Consider the following 22,201-nt stretch of genomic DNA (forward strand, 5'->3'; position numbering starts at 1 on the left):
CTGGTCAAGGCCGTCCGCCTGGGCGGCGGATGACTCCGGATGCCACGGCCGGCCGCACCACCCGCGGCCCGCTCACCGCTTCCGCTCCAGCACGGTGGCGAGCCAGCACCCCCAGCCGATCGGTTCGAGCAGCCAGTAGCTGAAGATCCGGTAGAGCAGGGTGGCGGCGAACGCCTGGCCGGGGTTCAGGCCGTAGACGACGAGCAGGCCCGTCAGGCTGGCCTCCGCGATGCCGAGGCCGCCCGGGGTGATGCGGGCGCTGACCGGGATCTGCACCAGCGCGAAGGCGAGCAGCAGGCCGCTCCAGGGCACCGGGAGGCCCAGCGCCCACAGGCTGGCCAGCAGACAGGCCGCGTCGAGCAGCCAGTTGAGCAGGGCCAGCCCGGCCGGCGTCAGCCAGGGCCGCAGCCCCGGCCGGGCGGTGCGGGCGTGCGCGATCAGGTCCCGCGTCGCCCGGCCGGCCGAGCCGAGGTTCTCGTGCCGGGCGGCGATCCGCTCCCAGCGGCGGATGATCGCCTTCCGTACGGCCGGCGAGCGCAGCACGATCAGGCCGGCCACGGCCAGCAGCGCCAGGATGGCCAGCGTCCACAGCAGGGCCATACCGGGACCCCGGGTCCCGGCCAGGAGCACGCCCAGCACGATCACGGCCACCAGGGCCAGCGCGGACAGCACCCCGGAGGCCGCCAGCACCCCCGCCGTCAGCGCCCGGTCGGCGCCCCGGCGCCGGAACTCGCGATAGAGCCAGGCCGCACCGAAGGCCGCGCCGCCCGGCAGCGCACCGGCCATCGCGTTCGCCGCCAGCACCATCCGGCCCATCGCGGCCAGCGGCACCCGCACCCCGCCGACCGCCAGCAGCCACTGCTGCAGCCCGGCCAGGCACGCCAGGCATGCCGCCTGGCACCCCAGCGCGACCAGCGCCTTGGCCGGGCTCACGTGGGTCAGCAATTCGAGGGCGCGGCGCAGTTCGCCGCGCTGCGAGACCGCCAGCAGCAGCCCCACCGTGATCAGCATGGCCGCCAGCACCCACCAGAACCGGCGGATGCGCATCCACCGGGTACGCAGGCCCGTACTGCCCGGGGTCACGACCGGCACACCGGGGTGGTGGTCACGTAGCGCACTCGGCCGACGCTACCGCGTGACGGCCGCGGGCCGGGGGCTGACGTGGCGGGGCGGCTCCACCGGCCGGACGTGCGGAGGCGGCGGGTCCTTGCCCGGCGCGCGGTCAGCGCCCGGAGGCGGTTCGCGGCCCGCGCCGGCGCCCGTCCGACCGGATCTCGCCGCGCAGATGCCGGTTGAACGCGCGCAGCGACGCCGTCACGTCCGCCTGGTCCGACACGTTCCGGGTGCCCTCGTTCCGCCACACCAGCCCCGAGAAGCGGTCCGCCGCGGCGCGCGTCTCGGGACCGCAGAGCAGGTGGATGTGCGACCTGCCCGTCTGCAGCCGGTCCTGCCACGCCACCCGGTCCGCCGTGCTCAGCCGGCGCTGGTCGCTGCCGTCGAGCTGGGCCTCGTACGGGTGCAGCCCGGCCGTGATCATGTCGGCCGCGCTCTTCAGCTTCTGCTCCCGCAGCCACCGCCGGTCCTCGCTGCGCCCGGTCGACCAGGGGTGCCGAGCAGCACCCCCGCCAGTCCGATGAGCGCGCCCACCACGCCCGGAAGAACGTTCTCCACCCGCGCCACCTCCCGGACCGACGACCGCCCCGGCCTTCCTACCGCATCAAGGCGCCCGCCGGGGCGGTAATCCGCACGTCAGCGCCCTGCCGCTGGAGCCGGCCCGCGCACCTCACAGGAACTTGTCATCGATGTGAGGTCGGGCATTGTGGAATTCTCCCGCCAAGGGTCTGTACATCGCTTCCGAGGAGTAGGTGTCCATGTCCAACGGGCAGTTGAACGTCTGCGTCGTCGGCGCCGGGCCGCGCGGCCTGTCGGTCCTTGAGCGGATCTGCGCCAACGAACGCAAGTCCCCGGCCCACGGGGAGCTGCGCATCCACGTCGTCGACCCCCACCCGCCGGGGGCGGGCCGGGTGTGGCGCACCGACCAGCCGGATCTGCTGCTCATGAACACCGTCGCCTCCCAGGTCACCGTCTACACCGACGACAGCGTGGAGATGGAGGGGCCGATCGAGGCCGGGCCCAGCCTGTACGAGTGGGCGCGGTCCGTCGTACGGGGCGACGGGGCCGGCCCCGGGCTGCCGGGCGGGGCGCTGGCCGAGGCACGGCAGTTGGGGCCCGACGACTACCCGACGCGGGCGTTCTACGGGCACTACCTCGGCGACACCTTCCGCCGGGTGGTGGCCGGCGCCCCGGAGCACGTGACCGTGCTCGTCCACCGGTCCACGGCGATCGCGCTGGACGAGGAGGAGGACGGGGCCGGCCAGTGCCTCGCCCTCGCGGACGGCACCCGCTTACGCCGCCTCGACGCCGTCGTCCTCGTCCAGGGGCACCTGCCGGCGCGCGCCACCGAACGCGAGAAGGAACTGGCGCGGGAGGCGGCCGCGTGCGGGCTCGTGCTCGTCACGCCCGTGAACCCCGCCGACGCCGACCTGTCCGGGATCCGGCCGGGGGAGAACGTGGTGCTGCGCGGGCTCGGGCTGAACTTCTTCGACCACCTCGCCCTGCTCACCACCGGCCGCGGCGGCCGGTTCGAACGCAGCGGCGACAGGCTGGTGTACCGGCCGTCGGGCCGCGAGCCGCGGCTGTTCGCGGGCTCCCGGCGCGGCGTTCCGTACCACGCCCGCGGCCACAACGAGAAGGGCGCGCACGGCCGTTACGAGCCGCGGCTGCTCACCCCCGAGGTCATCGCCCGGCTGCGCGAGCGCGGCGCCGCGGGCCGGCGGGTGTACTTCGCCGTCGACCTGTGGCCGCTGATCGCCAAGGAGGTCGCGAGCGTCTACTACGGCGCGCTCCTCGCGGCGCGGGGCCGGGGCGCGGAGCGGGAGGCGTTCGTCGCGCGGTACCTGGCCGCGCCGACCGCCGAGGTGGAGGCCGCGCTGCTCGACGAGCACCAGATCCCCGCCGCGGACCGCTGGGACTGGGACCGTATCGACCGCCCGTACGCGACACGCGAGTTCGCAGGACGGGACGAGTTCCGCGACTGGCTGCTCGGGCACCTCGCCGACGACGTCCGCGAGGCCCGCGAGGGCAACGTCAGCGGGCCGCTCAAGGCGGCGCTCGACGTGCTGCGCGACCTGCGCAACGAGATCCGCCTCGTGGTCGACCACGGCGGCTTGGAGGGCATCTCGTACCGCGACGACCTGCAGAACTGGTACACGCCGCTGAACGCCTACCTGTCCATCGGCCCGCCCGCCTCCCGGATCGAGGAGACCATCGCGCTCGCCAACGCGGGCGTCCTGGAGTTCATGGGCCCGGAGCTGCGCGTGCGCATCGACCGTACGGGCGGGGAACCGGCGTTCGTCGCCGAGTCGAGCCGGGTCAAGGGCCCGCCGGTGCGGGCCGCGGCGCTCATCGAGGCGCGGCTGCCCGAGCCCGACATCCGGCGCACCGCCGACCCGCTGCTCACCCACCTCCTCGCCACCGGCCAGTGCCGCCCGTACCGCATCTCCAGCGACTCCGGCGCCGACGTGGTGACCGGCGGACTGGCCGTCGGCGAGCGCCCGTACCGCCTGCTCGACGCCGCGGGACGGCTCCACCCCCGCCGCTTCGCCTACGGCGTACCGACCGAGGCCGTGCACTGGGTGACCGCCGCGGGCATACGCCCCGGGGTGAACTCCGTGACGCTCGGCGACTCCGACGCCATCGCCCGCGCCGTCCTCGCCCTCACCCCCGCGGACGGCCCACGCCCACACGCCACCAAGGAGCTTTCGTGACCACCGACCTCGACGCCGGCCTCCTGTCCCCCGTACGGGCCGGCACCCCCGTCGAAGCCGCCGTGTCGGACCGCGCGTGGCTGCAGGCGATGCTGGACGCCGAGGCGGCGCTGGCGCGCGCCCAGGCCCGTACGGGCACGATGCCCGCGACCGCCGCCGCCGCGATCACGGCTGCGGCCCGCGCCGAACTGCTCGACCTGCGCGCGCTCGCCTGCGCCGCCCGCGAGACGGCCAACCCGGTCGTCGGGCTGGTCAAGGCGCTCAGCGGGGTGGTGGCCGAACGCGACCCCGCGGCCGCCGAGTACGTGCACCGGGGCTCGACCAGCCAGGACGTCTTCGACACCGGCGCGATGCTGGTGTGCGACCGGGCGCTGCGCCTCGTCCACGCCGACCTGCTGCGCACCGCGGGCGCCCTGGCGGAGCTGGCGGCCGGCCACCGCGACACGCTGATGGCCGGGCGGACCCTGACGCTGCACGCGGTGCCGACGACGTTCGGGCTGAAGGCCGCCGGCTGGCGGGCGCTGGTGCTGGATGCGGCCGAGCGGCTGGAGCGGGTGCTGGCCGGCGGGCTGCCCGTGGCGCTCGGCGGGGCGGCGGGGACGCTGGCCGGGTACCTGGAGTACGCGGCGCTGGACGGCGCGGGCACGGAGGACTCCGGTGCGTACGTCGAGCGGCTGACCGCGGCGTTCGCCGACGAGACCAGGCTCGCGCCCGCCACCCTCCCCTGGCACGTGCTGCGCACCCCGATCGCCGACGTCGCGGCCGTCACCGCCGTCGTCGCCGGGGCGCTCGGCAAGATCGCCGTCGACGTGCAGTCCCTGGGCAGGACCGAGGTCGCCGAGGTGGCCGAGCCCGCGGTCGCCGGACGCGGCGGCTCCTCCGCGATGCCGCACAAGCGGAACCCTGTCCTCGCCACCCTGATCCGCAGCGCCTCCCTCCAAGTCCCCGCGCTGGCCGCCGCGGTGACCCAGTGCATGGTCACCGAGGACGAGCGCTCCGCCGGCGCGTGGCACGCCGAGTGGCATCTGCTGCGCGAGTGCCTGCGGCTGGCGGGCGGCGCGGCGCACACCGCCGTCGAGCTGGCCGAGGGGCTTCAGGTCAGGCCCGAGCGCATGCGCGCCAACATGCGGCTGACGGAGGACCTGGTCACCTCCGAGCGGGTCGCGGCGGTGCTCGCGCCGCTGCTCGGCAAGGCGCGGGCGAAGCAGTTGCTGACCGACGCGGCGGCGGAGTCGGAGCGTACGGGCGCGGGCCTGCCGGGGCTCCTCGCGGCCGTGCCCGCGATCGCCGAACACTTCGACGAACGGGCGCTTGCGGCGCTCCTCGACCCCGCTTCGTACACCGGCGCGGCCGGCGCGCTCGTGGACCGGGCGCTCGCCGACAAGTAACTCCCCTTCGCGGCACGGGACTTGCTGCTGCGTACGCATGCGCATGCAGGTGCGTCCCGGGCCGCGAGCACCGCCATCACCGGTCCGTACGCGGCGAGTTCGACACCCCGCGTCATCGGCACTCCCGCCCCCTCTTACCCCCTGCGGGCGACAACACTCCAGTCCGGGGCGGTTCGTGACGATACGAAGAGGGTGACCGTCATGGATGAATGCCTCCAATTCGTCTGTCCGCCGTGGTGCAACATGGCCGACTCACCGGAAGACCATTTCGGGGCTCTCGGTGACGACCTGACCCGGGTGCTGCACCTGGGCTGGAATGCCGGGGCGATGTTCCAGGGGCGGGGCGACCCGCGCCAGACAGTGGGGTTCGATGTGGATCTGTGCGCGTACTCGTTGACCGACGGCAGTCCCGGGCGGCCGTTCCTGCGGGTGTCGGACGAGACCGGCAGCGCCAACAACTTCGAGGTGCACGACGTGGCGGCCGCCGCGTTCATGCTTCAGCAGATGGCCGGCGCGGTGCGGAACCTGGCCGGCTTCCTGGAGATGCTCAGCGCGCGCCAGGAGGCCGAGGAGGCGCAGTGGCAGGCCGTCCGGCTGGACGGCGAGGTGCGCCAGGCCGAGCAGCAGCGCGCCAGGGCCGAAGCCGGGCTGCGCCAGTCACAGGAGTACATCGCCGTCCTGGAGCGGGAGATGGAGGCGGCGAGCGCGGCGCGGGACGCGGCGCACTGGCAGGTGGAGAAGGCCCGCGAGCGGGTGGCGGACGCCGAGCGCACCGCGCGGGAGAGCCGCCGGGTCGCGGAGGCCGCCGCGGCCCGCTCGGCCCGGCTGGAGGGCGCGCGCTAGCCCGGCGGGATCAGGCGCGGGCGGCCGGCTGAAGCGGAGCAGGTTACCGGCCGGGGCGCGGAACGCGCGGTCCCGTACCCCGAAGGGCTGGTCGGCCCGCTCCCCCAGCACCTCCGACCGGCGGCTTCGCGTATCCGCCCGCGCCGCCGCGCTACGCCCCGACGTACTCCGCGAGGTGCTCCCCGGTGAGCGTCGACCGGTCGGCGACCAGGTCGGCCGGCGTGCCCTCGAAGACGACCCGGCCGCCGTCGTGGCCGGCGCCGGGGCCGAGGTCGACGATCCAGTCGGCGTGCGCCATGACGGCCTGGTGGTGCTCGATGACGATGACCGACTTGCCGCCGTCGACCAGCCGGTCGAGCAGCCCGAGCAACTGCTCCACGTCCGCCAGGTGCAGTCCTGTCGTCGGCTCGTCCAGGACGTAGATCCCGCCCTTGTCGCCCATGTGCGTGGCCAGCTTGAGCCGCTGCCGCTCGCCGCCGGACAGGGTGGTCAGCGGCTGACCGATGCTGACGTAGCCGAGGCCGACGTCGGTCAGCCGCCGGAGTATCCGGTGCGCCGCGGGCGTACGGGCCTCGCCCTGGGCGAAGAACTCCTCGGCCTCCGCGACGGGCATGGCCAGCACCTCGCTGATGTCGCGCCCGCCGAAGCGGTAGTCGAGGACGGACGCCTGGAACCTCTTGCCGTCGCACTCCTCGCAGGTGGTGGAGACGCCGGCCATGATGCCGAGGTCGGTGTAGATCACGCCGGCGCCCTTGCAGGCGGGGCAGGCGCCCTCGGAGTTGGCGCTGAAGAGCGCCGGCTTCACGTCGTTGGCGTTCGCGAACGCCTTGCGGATGGGGTCGAGCAGCCCGGTGTACGTCGCCGGGTTGCTGCGCCGGGAACCGCGGATGGCGCCCTGGTCGACGGAGACCACGCCCGCGCCGGCGGGGAGCGAGGAGTGCACCAGCGAGCTCTTGCCGGAGCCGGCGACGCCGGTGACCACGCAGAGGACGCCGAGCGGGATGTCGACGTCGACGTTCTGGAGGTTGTGCGTGCCGGCGCCGCGGATCTCCAGGGCACCGGTGGCCTTCCGCACGGTGTCCTTGAGCCCGGCACGGTCGTCCAGGTGGCGGCCGGTGACCGTGCCGGCGGCGCGCAGCCCGTCCACCGTGCCCTCGAAGCAGACCGTGCCGCCGGCGGTGCCGGCGCCGGGGCCGAGGTCCACGATGTGGTCGGCGATCGAGATGACCTCCGACTTGTGCTCCACGACCATCACCGTGTTGCCCTTGTCGCGCAGCCGCAGCAGCAGGTCGTTCATCCGCCGGATGTCGTGCGGGTGCAGCCCGGTGGTGGGCTCGTCGAAGACGTAGGTGGTGTCGGTGAGCGAGGAGCCGAGGTGGCGGATCATCTTGGTGCGCTGCGCCTCGCCGCCGGACAGCGTGCCCGAGGGGCGGTCGAGCGACAGATAGCCGAGGCCGATCTCCACGAACGAGTCGAGGGCTTCCCGCAGCGTCTTGAGCAGCGGCGCCACGGAGGGCTCGTCCAGGGCGCGCGCCCACTCGGCCAGGTCGTTGATCTGCATGGCGCAGGCGTCGGCGATGCTGATGCCGGCGACCTTGGACGAGCGGGCGGCCGCGCTGAGCCGGGTGCCTTCGCACTCGGGGCAGGCGGTGAAGGTCGCGATCCGGTCCACGAAGGCCCGGATGTGCGGCTGCATCGACTCGCGGTCCTTGGACAGGAAGGACTTCTGCACCCGCGGCACGAGACCCTCGTAGGTCACGTTCATGCCGCTCACCTTGAGCTTGGTCTGCTCGTGGTGCAGGAAGTCGTGCAGTTCCTTGTCGGTGAACTTGCCGATCGGCTTGTCCGGGTCGAAGAAGCCGGAGTCCGCGTAGAGGCGCACCATCCAGCCGCCGGCCTTGTAGCCGGGGATGGTGATCGCGCCCTCGGCGAGCGACTTCGTCTCGTCGTACAGCTCGCTCAGGTCGATGTCGGAGATGCTGCCCATGCCCTCGCAGCGCGGGCACATACCGCCGGTGCTGGTGAAGGCCACCTTGACCGTCTCCCCCGCACCGCGGTCGACGGTGACGGCGCCGGTGCCCTGGGCGGAGGCGACGTTGAAGGAGAAGGCGTTCGGCGGGCCGACGTGCGGCTCGCCGAGGCGGCTGAAGAGGATGCGCAGCAGCGCGTTGGCGTCGGTGGCGGTACCGACGGTGGAGCGGGCGTTGGCGCCCATGCGCTCCTGGTCGACGATGATCGCGGTGGTCAGTCCTTCGAGGACATCCACGTCCGGCCGGGCGAGGGTGGGCATGAAGCCCTGCACGAAGGTGCTGTACGTCTCGTTGATCATCCGCTGCGACTCGGCGGCGATCGTGTCGAAGACCAGCGAGCTCTTGCCCGAGCCGGAGACGCCGGTGAAGACCGTCAGCCGCCTCTTGGGGATCTCCACGTCGACGTTCCGCAGATTGTTCTCGCGCGCTCCGTGCACCCGGATCAGGTCGTGGCTGTCGGCGGCGTGCTGCTCGGGCGCCGGCGTGTCCTTCCTGGTGGCCATGCTCGTCTCTCCGTGTGTCAGCGGTCGCGCGGCCCTCTCGGCCGGCGGTCTCCGCCACCCTAGAACCCCCCTCTGACAATCCGGCCGGAGCGGCCGCCCCGGGTGCCCGGCGGCCCGGCCCCGGCGGCACCTGGATCGGCAACCAGCACAACGAGGACATGGCCGACATCGTCAACTACACCCGCAACTGGAGCGGCAGCGTGGTCAAGTGGAGCCTCGCGCTCAACCAGAACATGGGCCCGCACAACGGCGGCTGCGGCACCTGCACGGGCCTGGTCACGGTGCAGGAGGGCGGCCCGCGGGCGGGTCAGGTCGACAACACCATCGAGTACTACACCACCGGCCACCTCACCAAGTTCGTCAAGCCCGGCGCCCGGCGCATCTCCTCCACAGCGAGCAGCACGGTGCAGAACGTGGCCTGGCGCAACCCGGACGGCTCCAAGGCCCTGATCGCCCACAACGGCGGCACGTCCCCGCGCTCCGTACGCGTCGACTGGGGCGGCCAGTCCTTCGTCTACTCCCTGCCCGCCCGCACCACCGCCACCTTCACCTGGTCCGGCACCCCCTCCGGCACCGCACCCGGTACGGGCACGGGCACGCTGACCGGCATCGCGGGCAAGTGCCTCGACGTCGCGGGCGGCGCCACCGCGGACGGCACCCCCGTGCAGATCTACGGCTGCAACGGCAGCGCCGCGCAGCGCTGGACCGTGGGCGCGGACGGCACCGTACGGGCGCTCGGCAAGTGCCTGGACGTCGCCGGCGCGGGCACGGCGAACGGCACCGTCGTCCAGCTCTACGGCTGCAACGGCACGGCGGCGCAGCAGTGGTCGTACGATCCCGTGACCCACGACGTCGTGGGCGCGGGCTCGGGGAAGTGCCTCGACGTCACCGGCAACACCTCCGCGGACCGGCACGAAGACGCAGATCTGGTCGTGTACGGGCGGCGCCAACCAGAAGTGGACGCTCAACACGGCGTGAGCCCCGCCCGCGCGCAGCGCGCGTACTGCACCATGGGTCACCGGGGGCGCGGCCCCCGGTGACCGCGTGACGGGAGGGAGGAACGGGTGGGCGGGTCCGACGAACCAACGGCGACGGCCGGGACGGGGCCGTCCGGCGCGGCGGCGACCGCGGCGCGGATGCGGGAGGCCGCGCGGGCGCTGCTGTCGGTGCTGGCGCCTGAGCAGGTACGGGAGCTACGCGCCGGGCCCGCCCGGCTGGACGCGCCGGAGCTGCGCGAGTGGAAGTACGTGCCGGGACCCCGCCCCGGCCTGTCCACCGAGGAGCTGGACGACGACCAGCGCGCAGCCGTCGACGCGCTGCTCGCCGCGGCGCACAGCGCGCACGGCGGGCGGCTGGCGGCCGGGGCGATCGAGGTGGAGCGCCACCGCCGCGAGCTGGTCGGCCGCCCCGGGCCCGACCGCTACTGGCTGCGGCTGCTCGGCGACCCGGACGGCGAAGGACCGTGGGGCTGGCGGATGAACGGCCACCACCTGGCCGTACACGTGCTGATCACGCCCGCCGGGCTGCGGGTCACGCCGCACTTCGTCGGCTCGGAGCCCGCGGTCGTCGCCTCGGGACCGCGGGCGGGCCGGCTGCTGGGCCCCGAGGAGGACCTGGCCCGCGAACTGGTCACGGACCTGGACACCGCCGCCCGCACCACGGCGGTCTACGCCGCCGAGCCCCCGGACGACATCCTCACCCGCGCCGACCCCTTCGCCGACCCGGACCTGCTGCCGCCGGGCCTGCCGTACGCGGCCATGACCCCGGCCCAGCGCGCGCTGCTGGAGCGCCTGGTCCGCCGCTACCTGGCCCGGGCACCCGAGGCGTACGCGCGCGCATGCTGGTCGGACACGGTGGCCGGGGGGCTGGAGCGGCTCTCCTTCGCCTGGGCCGGCGGCCTCGCCCCGGGCGACCGGCACTACTACTGCGTACGCGCCCCGGACTTCCTCATCGAGTACGACAACACCCAGGACGACGGCAACCACGCCCACTCCGTATGGCGCCACACGCGCCACGACTGGGGCCTGGACCTCCTTCGCGCCCACTACGAGAGCGGCCACGGATGAGCGGCCGGGACCGCCCCCCTTCCCCGCGCGCTGCCGCGCCAAGTGGGCGTCAAGTCAGGGGTTAGTCTCGGCCAACCTCCCGGCCCGATCCTGGCCCTTTAAGGCATCGGCCATGGACCGGTAACGGGGGAACCACTCGATGGACACGGCACCCAGCATCGCGATCGCCTACCACTCGCGCCGCGGCCACACCCACGTGCTGGCGGAGGCCGTCAGGGCCGGCGCCGAGGCGGCGGGCGGCACGGTGGCCATGGTGCTCGTCGAGGAGATGCAGGACGGCGACTGGGAGACGCTGGACGCCGCGGACGCCATCGTGTTCGGGGCGCCGACGCTCATGGGCTCCGCCTCCGGCGCGTTCCACGTCTTCGCCGAGTCGACCAGCACGCGCTGGTCGACGCAGTCCTGGAAGGACAAGATCGGGGCGGGCTTCACGCACTCGTCGTGCAAGGCCGGCGACAAGCACATCACCCTCGGGTACTTCGCGACCCTCGCCGCCCAGCACCAGATGCACTGGGTCAACCTCGGCCTCGCGCCCGGCTGGCACCTCAGCCACGAGAGCGAGAACGACCTCAACCGCCTCGGCTACTTCAACGGCGCCGCCGCGGCCACCATGGGCGACCTGGGCACCGACGCCGTGCACAAGGCCGACGTCGCGACCGCCGAGCACCTGGGCGCGCGGGTCGCGCGGCACACCGCCGTGGTCCTCGCGGGACGGGCGGCGCTGGGCGTCGCGTGACGGGCAGGCCGCACCCCGCCGACATTGGTATCTTTGCCTTAAGTAATGGGTACGAGCGGAAGTCACCATGGCCGTAAGTGATTACACGGGGCAGGCCGCACTCACGGCCGTCGACCTGGTCAACAGCCTGGACGTCATCACCGGCAGGGACCGGCTGCGCGACAGCGAGGACGCGGCCGCGCTCCTCGCCCGGCACCACTGGGACGTCGGCCGCACGGTGTCCGCAGCCGACCTGGAGCGGCTGCGGCGACTGCGCCCGCGGCTGCGGTTCGTCTTCGGCGGCACGCCCGTGCAGAAGTCCGTCGCCGACCTCAACGCGCTCCTGCGCGACCTGCGCGCGCAGCCCCACCTCACCGACCACGACGGCGCCTGGCACTGGCACTACGCCCGCCCGCGGGCGCCGCTGGGCGAGCGGGTGGCGACGTCGTGCGTGGTCGCGCTGCTGACCGCGATCGCCGACGGCGGCGCGGGGCGGCTGCGGATCTGCGAGGGCGCCGACTGCGCCAACGTCTTCGTCGACGCCTCCCGCCCGGGGCTGCGCCGTTACTGCGACACCAAGAGCTGCGGCAACCGCGCCCACGTCACCGCCTACCGGGAGCGCAAGCGCACGCGGAGCGCCGGCTGGCCACTCCCGCCGCGTACATGAGTTATTAGCTCTTGACCAATGTCAATGAGCCATCCTACGGTCGAGCCATGCCCACTCCGCTGCCGGCCCGCCCCCGGCTCATCACCTTCGACACCTACGGCACCCTCATCGACTGGGACGGCGCCCTCCGCGCCCACCTGCGCGCGCTGTTCGCAGCGCGGGCGCAGGACACGGACGTCGCCGCCTTTTACCGCCGCTGGTACTACGGCTACGCCCTGCCCGCCGTCCACGGCCGCTTCCTGCCCTACCGCGACCTGCTCGCCACGACCATGGCCGAGGCCCTCGCCGCGGAGGCCGGGATCACCGCGGACGACGCGGAACTGGCCGCGCTCGGCGACGTGATGGCCGAAGCCGACCCCTTCGCCGACAGCGTCGGGACGCTGCGCCTGCTGGGCGCGCACGCGCCGCTGGCCACGATCTCCAACAGCCAGCGCGACATCATCGACGTCAGCGTGCGCAAGCTGGGCAACCCCTTCACGTACGTCTTCACCGGCGAGGCGGTCGGCGCGTACAAGCCGCACCGCGCGCTCTTCGAACTGGTCCTCGGCCGCGCGGGCGTGGAGCCGCACGAGGCGGTGCACGTGGCCCAGTCGCAGTACGTCGACCTGCCGCGCTCCGTACCGATGGGCATCCCGACCGTATGGATCAACCGGCAGGGCCAGGAGCTGCGCCCGACCACTCCCGCGCCCACGGCCCAACTGCCCGACCTGCGCGGCCTGCCGGAGCTGCTGGGCCTGCCTGAGGCGGCGTGATGAGCCGGGAGCCCGGATCCCCGCGTACGGACCGGAAGCCCGGCTACGGCCGCGCCACCGCCGTCCGCCGCCTCCACCTGCCCGAGCGTGCCGGGCGCATGGGCCTCTCCGTCCGCGAGGCCGACCGCTTCGTGGCCGCAGGCGTGACCGGCGACGTGCTGGACACCACGCACTTCGACACCGTCCGCTTCCCGCCGCCGCCCTGGGCCGCCGAGACGTTCGCCGCCGCGGCGGCGGACGGGGCCCACGCCTACACCCCGTACCGCGGCGCCGAGGCCGTCCGCCGGCCGGTGGCACAGGAGCTGGGCCGCCGCCTCGGCATCCCCGTCGACCCGGACCGCGAACTGCTCCTCACCCCCGGCTCGCAGGCCGGGCTCTTCGCCACCCTCGCCGCGCTCGTCTCCCCCGGCGACACGGTCGCGCTCGTCGATCCCGACTACCTGTTCAGCGAGCGCATCCTGCGGCTCCTCGGCGCGCACGTCCACCACGTGCCGCTGATCCCGGTCCCGGCCGGCGCAGGACCGCACGACGGCCTCGTACCCGATCTGGACGAGCTGGCCGCGGCGCTGCGCGGCGGTGCCTCCGTCGTGCTGTTCTCGCACCCCAACAACCCGACCGGCGCGGTCTACCCGCCCGAGGTCGTCGCCGGGATCGCCGCGCTCGTGCGCGAGTACGACGCCTTCGCCGTCGTCGACGAGCTGTACGCCCGCCTCGTCTACGACGCCCCGCTCCCCCGCCTGATCGCCGAGCCCGGCATGCGAGGGCGCTGCGCCACCGTCACGGGACCGTCCAAGACCGAGTCCCTGTCGGGCTACCGCGTCGGCGTCGTCGTCGCGCCCGGAGAGGTGGCCGACGGCGCGGAGGACGTGCTCGCCGCGATGTCCCTGCGGGCGCCCGCGTACGCGCAGCACCTGCTGACGCGGTGGCTGCGCGACGACGAGGAGTTCGTCCGGGACCGGCTGGCCGACCTGCGCGCCCTGCGCGAGCAGACGGCGGCGTGGCTGGCGGACGCGGCGGACCTCGGGCTACGGGCCCGGGGCGGCCCCCGGCCGCCGGGGACCGCGTACCTCTTCGTCGACGCCTCCGCGCTCGGCGTGCCCGACCACGTCCTCGCCGACCGGCTCGTGCGCGAGGCGGGCGTCCTGGTCAGCCCCGGCTACCAGTTCGGGCCGCGCGGCATCGGCTCGTTCCGGGTTTGCTACGCCCGCGACGAGGCGGTGTGGGCGGCCGCCCTCGGCCGGATGACCACGGCGCTGCGCGCCCTCGCGCGCTGATCGCGCCGATTCCGTACCACCGCACTCCGGAGGTCCCGCCATGTCCCGCACCCGCACCCGCACCCGCACCCGCACCCGCACCCGCACGCAGCAACTCCTCGACCGCCTCGACGTCTTCGCGTACGACCGCCTCCCCGCCCCCGTCGTCCGCCAGGCGAAGAACGCGCTCTACGACTGCCTCGGCGCCCTCTTGGCCGCCACCTCCCGCCGCTACCCGGTGATGGACCTGCTGGAGAAGACCGCCGCCGAAGCCGGCCCCGGCACCTCCCGCCTCTTCGGCTCCGCGCTGCGCACCGACGCGAGCACCGCCGCCCTCGCCAACGGCACCCTCGCCTACTACTGCGACATCGAGAGCCACCACCCCTCCGCCAACGTCCACGCCATCGCCGTCGTCGCCCCCGCCGCGCTCGCCGTGGGAGAGCGGGAGCACTCCTCCGGGGCCGACGTGCTGGCCGCCACGGTCGCCGGCATCGACGTCGCCGCCCGCGTCAGCTACGCCCTCGGCCCCGCCGTCCAGTACGCGCGCGGCTTCCACCCGACGACGGTCGCGGGCACGTTCGGCAGCGCGGTCGCCGCGGGGCTGCTGCTGGGCCTGGACGAGGAGCGGTTCGCGGCCGCGCTGGGGCTGGCGGGCACGAGCGCGTCCGGGCTGCTGTCGTGGGTGGACGACCCCACGGAGCAGTCCCGCCCCCTCAACATCGGCCTCGCCGCCCAGGCCGGGGTGCAGGCCGCCACGCTCGCGGGGATCGGGCTGCGCGGTCCGGCGGACGTCTTCGGCGGCAAGTACCCCTTCGGGCTGGCCTTCACGGGGCAGTGGGACCAGGAGGCGCTGCTCGCCGGCATCGGCGAGCGGTACGCGGTCGGGGAGCTGTTCTTCAAGCGCAACTCCTGCTGCGTGTTCATCCCCGCCGCCCTCGACGGGCTGCTGGACATCATGCGCTCCCACGACCTGCGCCCCGGGGACGTCGACCGCGTCGCCGTCCGCGCCCCGCGCTCGTCGTACCACGTGGTGGACGCCAACCCGCTGCGCTCGCACTGCATGCAGTACGTCCTGGCGGTCGCCGCACACCGCGGCCACGTCGGCTTCGCCGACATCATGGCCGACCTCCGCACGACCGACCCGGCGATCGCCGCGCTCGGCGCGCGCATCACGGTCACGGGGGACGCGGGCCTGGACGAACGCGCGGGCGCGCTGCGGCAGTCGGTGGCGTCGGTGACCGAAGTGACCACGCGCTCGGGCGAGACGTACGTACGCGACGTCGAACACCCGCTGGGCGCGGCCGAGAACCCGCTGTCGGAGGCGGACCTGGAGCGCAAGTTCGCGGCGCTGACGGCGGACGTGCTGGGCGGGGAGCGGGCGCGGGAGATCAAGGCGGCGGTGGACGGGCTGGACGGGGCGGCGGACATCGCCGCGCTGACGTCGCTGCTGGCGGCGGACCCGGTGGAGGCGCGGGGCTGAGCGGGGAGGGCTGGGCCGGGGCGGCCCGGCGGCGGTTGTCAGTCGCGTCGGATACCGTCGCCTGACGGCCGACGGCGGCCGCATACGGTGAAGGGGGACAGCCGTGACACTTCCCGACGACCTGGCCGGGATGGCGCGCAGCGTGCTCGACGCGAACCGCTATCTCACCCTGGGCACCGCGGAGCCCGACGGACGGCCGCGGGTCTCGCCGGTGTTCTTCACGCACGCCGGTTACCGCACCTTCTACTGGGTCTCCTCGCCCCGGGCGCGGCACTCCGCCAACCTCGCCGCGCGGCCCGGCGTCGAGTTCGTCGTCTACGACTCCACGGCGGCGATCGGAGCGGGCCGCGCGGTGTACGTCGGCGCGACGGCGGAGCAGGTGCCCGAGACGCAGCTCGCGGCGGCGTGCGACGAGGCGTTCGCGGGCGCGGTCGCCGCCGGGGCGATACGGTTCCGGCCCGAGGACCTCAGCGGCGACGCCGGACTGCGCCTGTACCGGGCGCGGGCGACGAGCTGCGAGGTCCACGTCCCGGGCCGCGACCCCGTGTACGGCACGGGCATAGACACCCGCCGCGAGGTCCGGCTCTGAGGCGGGCTACGCGGGCGGCGAATCGCCCAGTGCGGCGGTGAGCGCGGCGAGGTGGCTCGCGACGGGACCCACGGTCAGCAGCCCGGTCCCGGCGCCGGCGATCTCGCCCGCAGCGGGGGCGAGGCGGTCGCGGGCGCGCGCCATGGTCTCGCGGTCGCCGAGTTCGACGGCGGCCCGCGCCACGAGGCACCAGACGGCCTCCTGCATCAGATCGCGCGGCGGCTCGCCCACAGCCCGCAGCGCGGTCGCCGCCTCGGCCCGCCGCTCCTCGCCCAGCAGGAGCAGAGGCCGCACCCACGGCTCGTACGGGCCCCAGTCGGCGCCGCCGCCGGCGGACACGGCGAGCCCACGCCGCAGCCGCAGGCAGAGCAGGGCCAAGGGGAGCAGCCCCCGCTCCAGACCGGGCATCCCGGCCCCGTCGAGGAGCCGGGCGGCGGCACCGTAGGCGTCCTCGGCGTCGGAGAGGTCCGGCGGGGGCGGAGGGCGGGTCCCGGCTGCGGCGGGGGCGTGCGCGTACGCGGGCGGGGTGCCGGTCTCGGCGAGGCGGAGGGCCGCGTACCAGCCGGTGAACACCGCGACCAGCGGCAGTTCGTGGCGCTGGGCGAGCCGGTCGGCAGCCGCGGCGTGCTCGTCCGCGCCGGGGAAGTCCGCCAGCGCGGCGCGGGCCTGGAGCCGGATGAGGTGGCCCAGCACCTCGTACGTCGCGAGGCCGTGCCGCGCGGCGAGCGCGACCAACTCGGCGCCGATCCGGTCCCGTTCCGCGGCCAGACCGGTGCGCCCGAAGGTCTGCATGAACACGCCGTTGAGCGCGAACGCCAGCAGCGCCGGATCGTCCAGGCCGCGGGCCAGCCGCTCCGCCTCCCGGGCGGCCTGCGGCCCGCGCGCCGAGCGGGTGCCGCGGGACTCGACGGCGACGGTGGCCAGCAGCCGGGCCCGTACCGCGGCGTGCTCGGCGGGCGGCAGCGCGGCGAGGGCGCGTTCGGCGGTGGCCACGACGCGGGCGGCCTGCTCCGGGTCGTCGACGCGGGTCCAGACCGCGGGCACGTCGTACGCGCCGATGACCCGGGCGGTCAGCTCCGGGTCGCCCGACTCCTCGGCCGCCTCGACGGCCGCCACCCGGTGCCGCCGCGCGGCCTGGAGCCCGCCGCCCCCGGTGACCGCGAGGCTGCGCAGCAGCCCGACCGTGGACTCCAGCCGGGCCCGTGCCCCGCCGGCGACGGCCCGGTCGTACGCGGCAGCCGCCTCGGCCCACACCCGCCGTGCCTCCTCCCCCTCACCGCCACCGGCAGCCGCGCCGTCCCGCCCGGCACCGGCCCGCCCGCCGGACACGCGGCCGTCACGACCGGGACCGCCGCCCTCGTCCGTGCCACCGCCACCGGCGCCCGGCGCCGGACCACCGCCGTCCCCCGGCCCGCCCGGCGCCTCCAGGTGGTCCGCCTGCACCAGGATGTCCGTCTCCAGTCGCCGCAGCGCCGGGCCCGGGTCCACGCCCAACTGCTCGCCCAGCATCGTGCGCGCCCTGCGCAGCACCGCGAGCGCGTCGGCCTGGCGGCCCGCGCGGTACAGGGCCAGCGCCAGCAGGCGCCAGGCGTCCTCGCGCCAGGGGTGCTCGGCCACGTGGGCGTCCAGGTCCGCCGCGGTCTCGGCGGCGCGGCCCAGCGACAGCCGGGCCTCCGCGTGCAACTCGACGGCGTGCAGGCGCAGGTCGGCGAGGCGGGAGCGCTCGGTACGGGCCCACGGCAGGTCGGCGAACTCCGCGTACGCGGGGCCGCGCCACCAGCCCAGCGCCCGGTCCAGCCGCGCCACCGCCTCCCCCGGCGGCAGGGCTCCCGCCTCGGCCACCGCGCTCTCGAAGCGCCAGGCGTCGACGGCGTCAGGTTCTGCGCGCAGCGCGTACCCCGGGCCCTGCGTGACCAGCAGCCGCGCGGGCGCGCGCGGCGGGCGGCCGGGTTCGAGGGCGCGGCGCAGCGCGGCGACGAAGGTGCGTACCGTACCCACGGCGTTCGCGGGCGGGTCGGTCCACAGGTCCTCGACCAGCAGGCCGACGGGGACGACGCGGCGGCGCGCGACGATCAGGCGGGCGAGTACGGCCCGGTGCCGCGGCCCCTTCAGCGCGATCGCGCCGCCCTCCGCGCTGCCGTCCCCGGCGCCGGAGGACCCGGCCCCGTCGCCGTCCCAGGCCGCCACAGGACCCAGTACGCCGAAAAGGACCCGCACCGCCGACCACCTCTCCAGACCCGGCCCCGGCCTTGCCCGGGCCCCGCCGGGCGCCACCGTACAGCGCGCTCATCCGCTGCTCATCCGCGCCGCGCACGCTGGGGGCAACGATCGGCTACGAAGGGAATCCCCCGATGTCCCCCCGCATCCCCGGCTTCGACTACCGGCGCGTCCCCGTCGCCGACGGCGTCGCCCTGAGCGCCGCCGTCGGCGGCAACCCCGACGGCAGCCCCGTCGTGCTGCTGCACGGCTTCCCGCAGACCCACCTCATGTGGCGGCACGTCGCCGCCCGGCTCGCCGCCGACCACACCGTCATCTGCCCCGACCTGCGCGGCTACGGCGCCAGCGACAAGCCGGCCGAGGCGGCGGGCGGGCCCGGCGGCGGCACGTACGCGAAGCGCACGATGGCCGAGGACGTCGTGGCGCTCGCCCGCGCGCTGGGGTACGAGCGCTTCGCGCTCGCGGGGCACGACCGCGGCGCGCTGGTGGCGTTCCGCGCCGGGCTCGACCACCCGGACGCGGTGACCCACCTGGCGTGCCTGGACGTGCTGCCGACGCTCGACATGTGGGACGTGATGCACGGGGTGTCGGCCGCGGTCGGCTTCCACCTGTACCTCATGGCGCAACCGCCCGGCCTGCCAGAGGAGATGATCGCCGCCGCCCCGGACGCGTTCTTCGGCCACTTCCTCGACATCTGGTCCGGCGGCGCCGACGCCATCCCCGCAGACGTACGCGCCGCGTATCTCGCCGCGTCCCGCGAAGCGGTGCCGTCGATCGTGGCGGACTACCGCGCCTCCGCGGGCGTCGACGTCGAGCACGACACCGCCGACCGCGACGCCGGCAACCTGCTGCGCATGCCGGTCGCCGTCCTCCAGCAGGACTGGGGTGCCGCGCTCGGCTTCGACGCCGCCGCGCGGTGGCGCGCCTGGGCCCCCGACCTGCGGCACGCCACCGTGGCCTGCGGCCACTTCATGGCCGAGGAGGCGCCGGACGAGGTGGCCGCGGCGCTGCGCGACCTCCTCGCCCGTACGCCCGCGGCTACGACAGCGTGAGGCCGTAGGCCGCCAGGATCTCCTTGATGGGCTGGTAGTACGTCACGCCGCCGCTGGTGCAGTCGCCGCTGCCGCCGACGATGATGCCGACCGCCCGGCCGCCGGAGAACGCCGGTCCGCCGGTGTCGCCGGGCTCCGAGCAGATGTTGGAGCGGAACAGTCCTGAGACGACCCCGCCGGAGAAGTTCACGGTCAGGTTGACCGCCTGCACCGTGCCGCAGCGGTAGCCGCCGACCCGCCCGTAGTGGCACAGCGACATGCCGGGCGCCGGGTCGGCGGCGCCGGTGATGTCCACCGGGGCGCCGCCGCTGCCCTTGACCTCGCCGGGGTACGACAGGGAGGTGTTGGTGTAGCGGACGACGCCGTAGTCGTTCCCCGGGAAGCTCGCCCCCGAGGTCACGCCGACGGACACGCGGCCGCTCTCCCCGTCGACGGCCCAGGTGCTGCCGACGTCGGCGCAGTGGCCGGCGATGATGCCGTACGAGGTACCGCCGCTCACGGCGTTGAAGCCGAGCGTGCAGGCGTACGAGGCCCCGTACAGCGCCTCGCCGCCGCGCACCGCGGTCGCCGCGGCGGGCTGCGCCGGGGCGGAGGGCGAGGCGGACGCCGACGCGGGCGGTGCGAGCACGGTCAGCAGCGCGCCGAGCACGGCGAGGACGGCGGCGGTGGCGATGGTGCGTAACGGAGGTGCGGTACGGCGTCGGCTCACGGGTCCCTGCCTTCCGGGCGGCGACGGTCTCGACCGCATTGTGCGCGCGCCGCGCGGAAGCGGGAAGGGGTCGTGCCGAGGGCCAGCCGGGAAAGCACCGGTCTCAGCGGCCCGGCAGCAAGCCGCTCTCCAGGGCGACGACGACCGCGCGCGTACGGTCGCCGACGTCGAGCTTGGCGAAGATGCGCAGCAGGTGCGTCTTCACGGTGGCCTCGCCGATGAACAGGCGCTTGCCGATCTCCGCGTTCGACAGCCCTTCGGCCACACCGGCCAGTACCTCGGACTCGCGCGGCGTGAGCGTCACCGGGGCAGGGCTGCGCATCTTCGCGACCAGGCGCTGGGCCACGCGCGGCGCGAGGACCGTCTCCCCGCGGGAGGCGGCGTGGATGGCGTCGACCAACTGGGCGCGGGTGGCGTCCTTCAGCAGATAGCCGGTGGCACCGGCCTCGACCGCGCGCTCGATCTCGCTGTCCGTGTCGTACGTGGTGAGGATCAGCACCCGGGTACGCGCCGCTGCCGCGACGATCGCGGCGGTGGCGCCGGCGCCGTCGAGCTGCGGCATCCGCAGGTCGAGCAGGGCGACGTCCGGATCGAGGCGGGCGACGAGGGCGATGGCCTCGCGGCCGTCGCCGGCCTCGCCGACGACCTCGATGCTGGGCTCGGCCGCGAGCAGCGCGACGAGACCGGTGCGCATCACGGTGTGGTCGTCGGCGAGGACGACCCGGAGCGGCGTGCCATGTGCGTGTGTCGTCATCTCAGACCTGTCCGTCCGTGGCGAGTCCGGTGGCGCGCGTCCCGCCCGCGGCAGTCCCGGCGGCCGTCCCGGCTGCGCGGGTCCCGTCCGGGAGGGTGCCGTCCGGGGTGGGCCCGGCGGCGGGTACGGTGACGAGTATGCGGGTACCGTCACCGGGCGAGCTGGTCACGGTGAGCTCGCCGCCGAACTCGGCGAGCCGCCGGCGCATCCCGTCCAGCCCGAAGCCCCCGGCCGGCACGGCGCCGTCCGCCTCGCCGCCGTCGTCACCGGCACCGCCGTCACGAGTCGCGCCCTGCCCCACCGCCCCCGGCGCGAACCCCTTCCCGTCGTCGGTGATCTCCAGCTCGATGCCCTCCGGGCCCGCCGTCAGCACCACCCCGACCGTCGACGCCTCCGCGTGCTTGCGCACGTTGGCCAGCGACTCCTGCGTACAGCGCAGCAGTGCGATCCGGGTCGGCTGGTCGCAGTCGACGTCGGGCAGCTGGGCCTCGACCACGAGCCCGGTGTCCTCGGCGAAGCGGTCCAGGGTGCGCCGCAGCGTGGTGGCGACGGAACCCGTGGCGACACCGCTGCGCGGGGCGGCGCCGACGAGGACGCGGGCCTCGGCGAGGTTCTCGCGGGCGGTGCGTTCGATGGACCGCAACTGCTGCGCGCTCTTCGCGGGCTCGGCGGCCAGCCCGGCGCGCGCCGCCTCGGCGAGGACGACGATCGAAGCGAAGCCCTGCGCGAGGGTGTCGTGGATCTCCCGCGCGATGCGCTCCCGCTCCTCGGCGGCGCCCTGCCGCTTCTGCGCCTGCACGAGCCGCTGTTCGGCGTCGGCCAGCCGGCTGCGCAACCGGGCGCGCTCGTCGCGTACCGCCAGTGCCCGGGGGGTCAGCAGCGCGATCATGACGCTGACGGCGTAGACGGCGACGGACGAGAGGGCGTTGGTGGCGAGGCTGTCGATGCTCCAGCCCTCGCGCAGCGCACCGCCGAGAGTGATCGCGACGGCGCCGAGGGCGCTGCTGACGACGGCGCCCCGCAGGCTGTCCACGAAGATCACGAACTGGGCCAGCGTCACCGTGTAGAGCACGCCGAAGCCGTCGCGGAGCCAGGACAGGCACCCCAGGACGAGAACCAGCAGGACGAGGTAGCCGTACGCGAGCCGCACCGGGTTCCCGGGACGGCTGCGCACGACCGCATAGCCCAGAGCGAGCACGGCCACGAGCGCGAGCGACCCGTACCGGTCCCCGGCCGGGACGTCTCCGAGGATCGTGACCAGTGTCAGCAGGCCGACGATCGCCCAGGAGAAGACGTCCCAGCCGTGCAGCATCCAGATCCAGAGGGGGTCGCCGCGCCGTGGCCGGGGGAGCATGC

General features: G+C 74.9%; 18 protein-coding genes and 1 pseudogene. 12 read left to right on the forward strand and 7 right to left on the reverse strand.

What is annotated here, in order from left to right; translation table 11 throughout:
- Positions 1 to 72: 72 nt before the first annotated feature.
- Together OG946_RS11140 and OG946_RS11145 are read right to left on the reverse strand one after the other, a co-directional pair.
- Positions 73 to 1,092: a lysylphosphatidylglycerol synthase transmembrane domain-containing protein gene (locus OG946_RS11140; RefSeq protein WP_326795969.1), complete on the reverse strand. Its 1,020-nt coding sequence runs from the start codon at positions 1,090 to 1,092 to the stop codon at positions 73 to 75.
- Between the two features lie 130 nt (positions 1,093 to 1,222).
- Positions 1,223 to 1,537 carry a hypothetical protein gene (locus OG946_RS11145; protein ID WP_326795970.1) on the reverse strand — a complete coding sequence of 105 codons (315 nt, stop codon included), beginning with the start codon at positions 1,535 to 1,537 and terminating at the stop codon, positions 1,223 to 1,225.
- Positions 1,538 to 1,871: 334 nt separating this feature from the next.
- Here OG946_RS11145 and OG946_RS11150 point away from each other — a divergent pair, with 334 nt between their 5' ends.
- The 3 genes from OG946_RS11150 (at position 1,872) to OG946_RS11160 (ending at position 6,058) form a co-directional block, all read left to right on the forward strand.
- On the forward strand, positions 1,872 to 3,827 hold the full coding sequence (locus OG946_RS11150) for an FAD/NAD(P)-binding protein (protein ID WP_326795971.1): 1,956 nt from the start codon (positions 1,872 to 1,874) through the stop codon (positions 3,825 to 3,827).
- A complete protein-coding gene (locus tag OG946_RS11155; RefSeq protein WP_326795972.1) occupies positions 3,824 to 5,215 on the forward strand; it encodes a lyase family protein in 1,392 nt (463 codons plus the stop codon). The genes OG946_RS11150 and OG946_RS11155 overlap by 4 nt, the downstream gene beginning before the upstream one ends.
- Positions 5,216 to 5,458: 243 nt before the next feature.
- Complete coding sequence (locus tag OG946_RS11160; RefSeq protein WP_326795973.1) at positions 5,459 to 6,058, forward strand: hypothetical protein; 600 nt, start codon at positions 5,459 to 5,461, stop codon at positions 6,056 to 6,058.
- A gap of 151 nt (positions 6,059 to 6,209) precedes the next feature.
- Here OG946_RS11160 and OG946_RS11170 read toward each other — a convergent pair whose 3' ends face one another.
- A complete protein-coding gene (locus OG946_RS11170; RefSeq protein WP_326795974.1) occupies positions 6,210 to 8,591 on the reverse strand; it encodes an excinuclease ABC subunit UvrA in 2,382 nt (793 codons plus the stop codon).
- 122 nt (positions 8,592 to 8,713) lie between these two features.
- Between OG946_RS11170 and OG946_RS11175 the strand changes: the two are divergent.
- From OG946_RS11175 to OG946_RS11210, 8 genes and pseudogenes are all read left to right on the forward strand, one after another.
- Positions 8,714 to 9,569: pseudogene (locus OG946_RS11175) on the forward strand (ricin-type beta-trefoil lectin domain protein); the annotation flags it as partial.
- Between the two features lie 86 nt (positions 9,570 to 9,655).
- On the forward strand, positions 9,656 to 10,657 hold the full coding sequence (locus tag OG946_RS11180; protein WP_326795975.1) for a DUF3500 domain-containing protein: 1,002 nt from the start codon (positions 9,656 to 9,658) through the stop codon (positions 10,655 to 10,657).
- A gap of 139 nt (positions 10,658 to 10,796) precedes the next feature.
- Positions 10,797 to 11,393 (forward strand): flavodoxin family protein, encoded by a 597-nt coding sequence (locus tag OG946_RS11185; protein WP_326795976.1) that lies wholly within the window; start codon positions 10,797 to 10,799, stop codon positions 11,391 to 11,393.
- Positions 11,394 to 11,460: 67 nt separating this feature from the next.
- Complete coding sequence (locus OG946_RS11190) at positions 11,461 to 12,039, forward strand: CGNR zinc finger domain-containing protein (protein ID WP_326795977.1); 579 nt, start codon at positions 11,461 to 11,463, stop codon at positions 12,037 to 12,039.
- Positions 12,040 to 12,086: 47 nt separating this feature from the next.
- Positions 12,087 to 12,791, forward strand: coding sequence for an HAD-IA family hydrolase (locus OG946_RS11195; RefSeq protein ID WP_326795978.1), 705 nt, complete (start codon positions 12,087 to 12,089; stop codon positions 12,789 to 12,791).
- Positions 12,791 to 14,065: a pyridoxal phosphate-dependent aminotransferase gene (locus OG946_RS11200; RefSeq protein WP_326795979.1), complete on the forward strand. Its 1,275-nt coding sequence runs from the start codon at positions 12,791 to 12,793 to the stop codon at positions 14,063 to 14,065. The genes OG946_RS11195 and OG946_RS11200 overlap by 1 nt, the downstream gene beginning before the upstream one ends.
- A gap of 40 nt (positions 14,066 to 14,105) precedes the next feature.
- Positions 14,106 to 15,524 (forward strand): MmgE/PrpD family protein, encoded by a 1,419-nt coding sequence (locus OG946_RS11205; RefSeq protein ID WP_326795980.1) that lies wholly within the window; start codon positions 14,106 to 14,108, stop codon positions 15,522 to 15,524.
- Between the two features lie 103 nt (positions 15,525 to 15,627).
- A complete protein-coding gene (locus tag OG946_RS11210) occupies positions 15,628 to 16,113 on the forward strand; it encodes a pyridoxamine 5'-phosphate oxidase family protein (RefSeq protein ID WP_326795981.1) in 486 nt (161 codons plus the stop codon).
- A gap of 6 nt (positions 16,114 to 16,119) precedes the next feature.
- Here OG946_RS11210 and OG946_RS11215 read toward each other — a convergent pair whose 3' ends face one another.
- Positions 16,120 to 18,330, reverse strand: coding sequence for an AfsR/SARP family transcriptional regulator (locus OG946_RS11215; protein ID WP_326795982.1), 2,211 nt, complete (start codon positions 18,328 to 18,330; stop codon positions 16,120 to 16,122).
- A 134-nt stretch (positions 18,331 to 18,464) separates the two neighbouring features.
- On the opposite strand from OG946_RS11215, the gene OG946_RS11220 reads away from it, so the two are divergent.
- The gene (locus OG946_RS11220) at positions 18,465 to 19,382 is read left to right on the forward strand and encodes an alpha/beta fold hydrolase (protein ID WP_326795983.1); all 918 of its coding nucleotides are present in this window, start codon (positions 18,465 to 18,467) and stop codon (positions 19,380 to 19,382) included.
- Here the strand turns inward: OG946_RS11220 and OG946_RS11225 are convergent.
- The 3 genes from OG946_RS11225 to OG946_RS11235 all read right to left on the reverse strand — a co-directional run bounded on the left by OG946_RS11225 (position 19,369) and on the right by OG946_RS11235 (position 22,199).
- The gene (locus OG946_RS11225; protein WP_326795984.1) at positions 19,369 to 20,091 is read right to left on the reverse strand and encodes a S1 family peptidase; all 723 of its coding nucleotides are present in this window, start codon (positions 20,089 to 20,091) and stop codon (positions 19,369 to 19,371) included. The genes OG946_RS11220 and OG946_RS11225 overlap by 14 nt on opposite strands.
- A 103-nt stretch (positions 20,092 to 20,194) precedes the next feature.
- On the reverse strand, positions 20,195 to 20,845 hold the full coding sequence (locus tag OG946_RS11230) for a response regulator transcription factor (protein WP_326795985.1): 651 nt from the start codon (positions 20,843 to 20,845) through the stop codon (positions 20,195 to 20,197).
- 1 nt (position 20,846) lies between these two features.
- Positions 20,847 to 22,199, reverse strand: coding sequence for a sensor histidine kinase (locus OG946_RS11235; protein WP_326795986.1), 1,353 nt, complete (start codon positions 22,197 to 22,199; stop codon positions 20,847 to 20,849).
- Positions 22,200 to 22,201 lie beyond the last annotated feature (2 nt).

The sequence above is a fragment of the Streptomyces sp. NBC_01808 genome, assembly GCF_035917395.1.
In the GTDB taxonomy this organism is placed as follows: Bacteria; Actinomycetota; Actinomycetes; order Streptomycetales; family Streptomycetaceae; genus Streptomyces.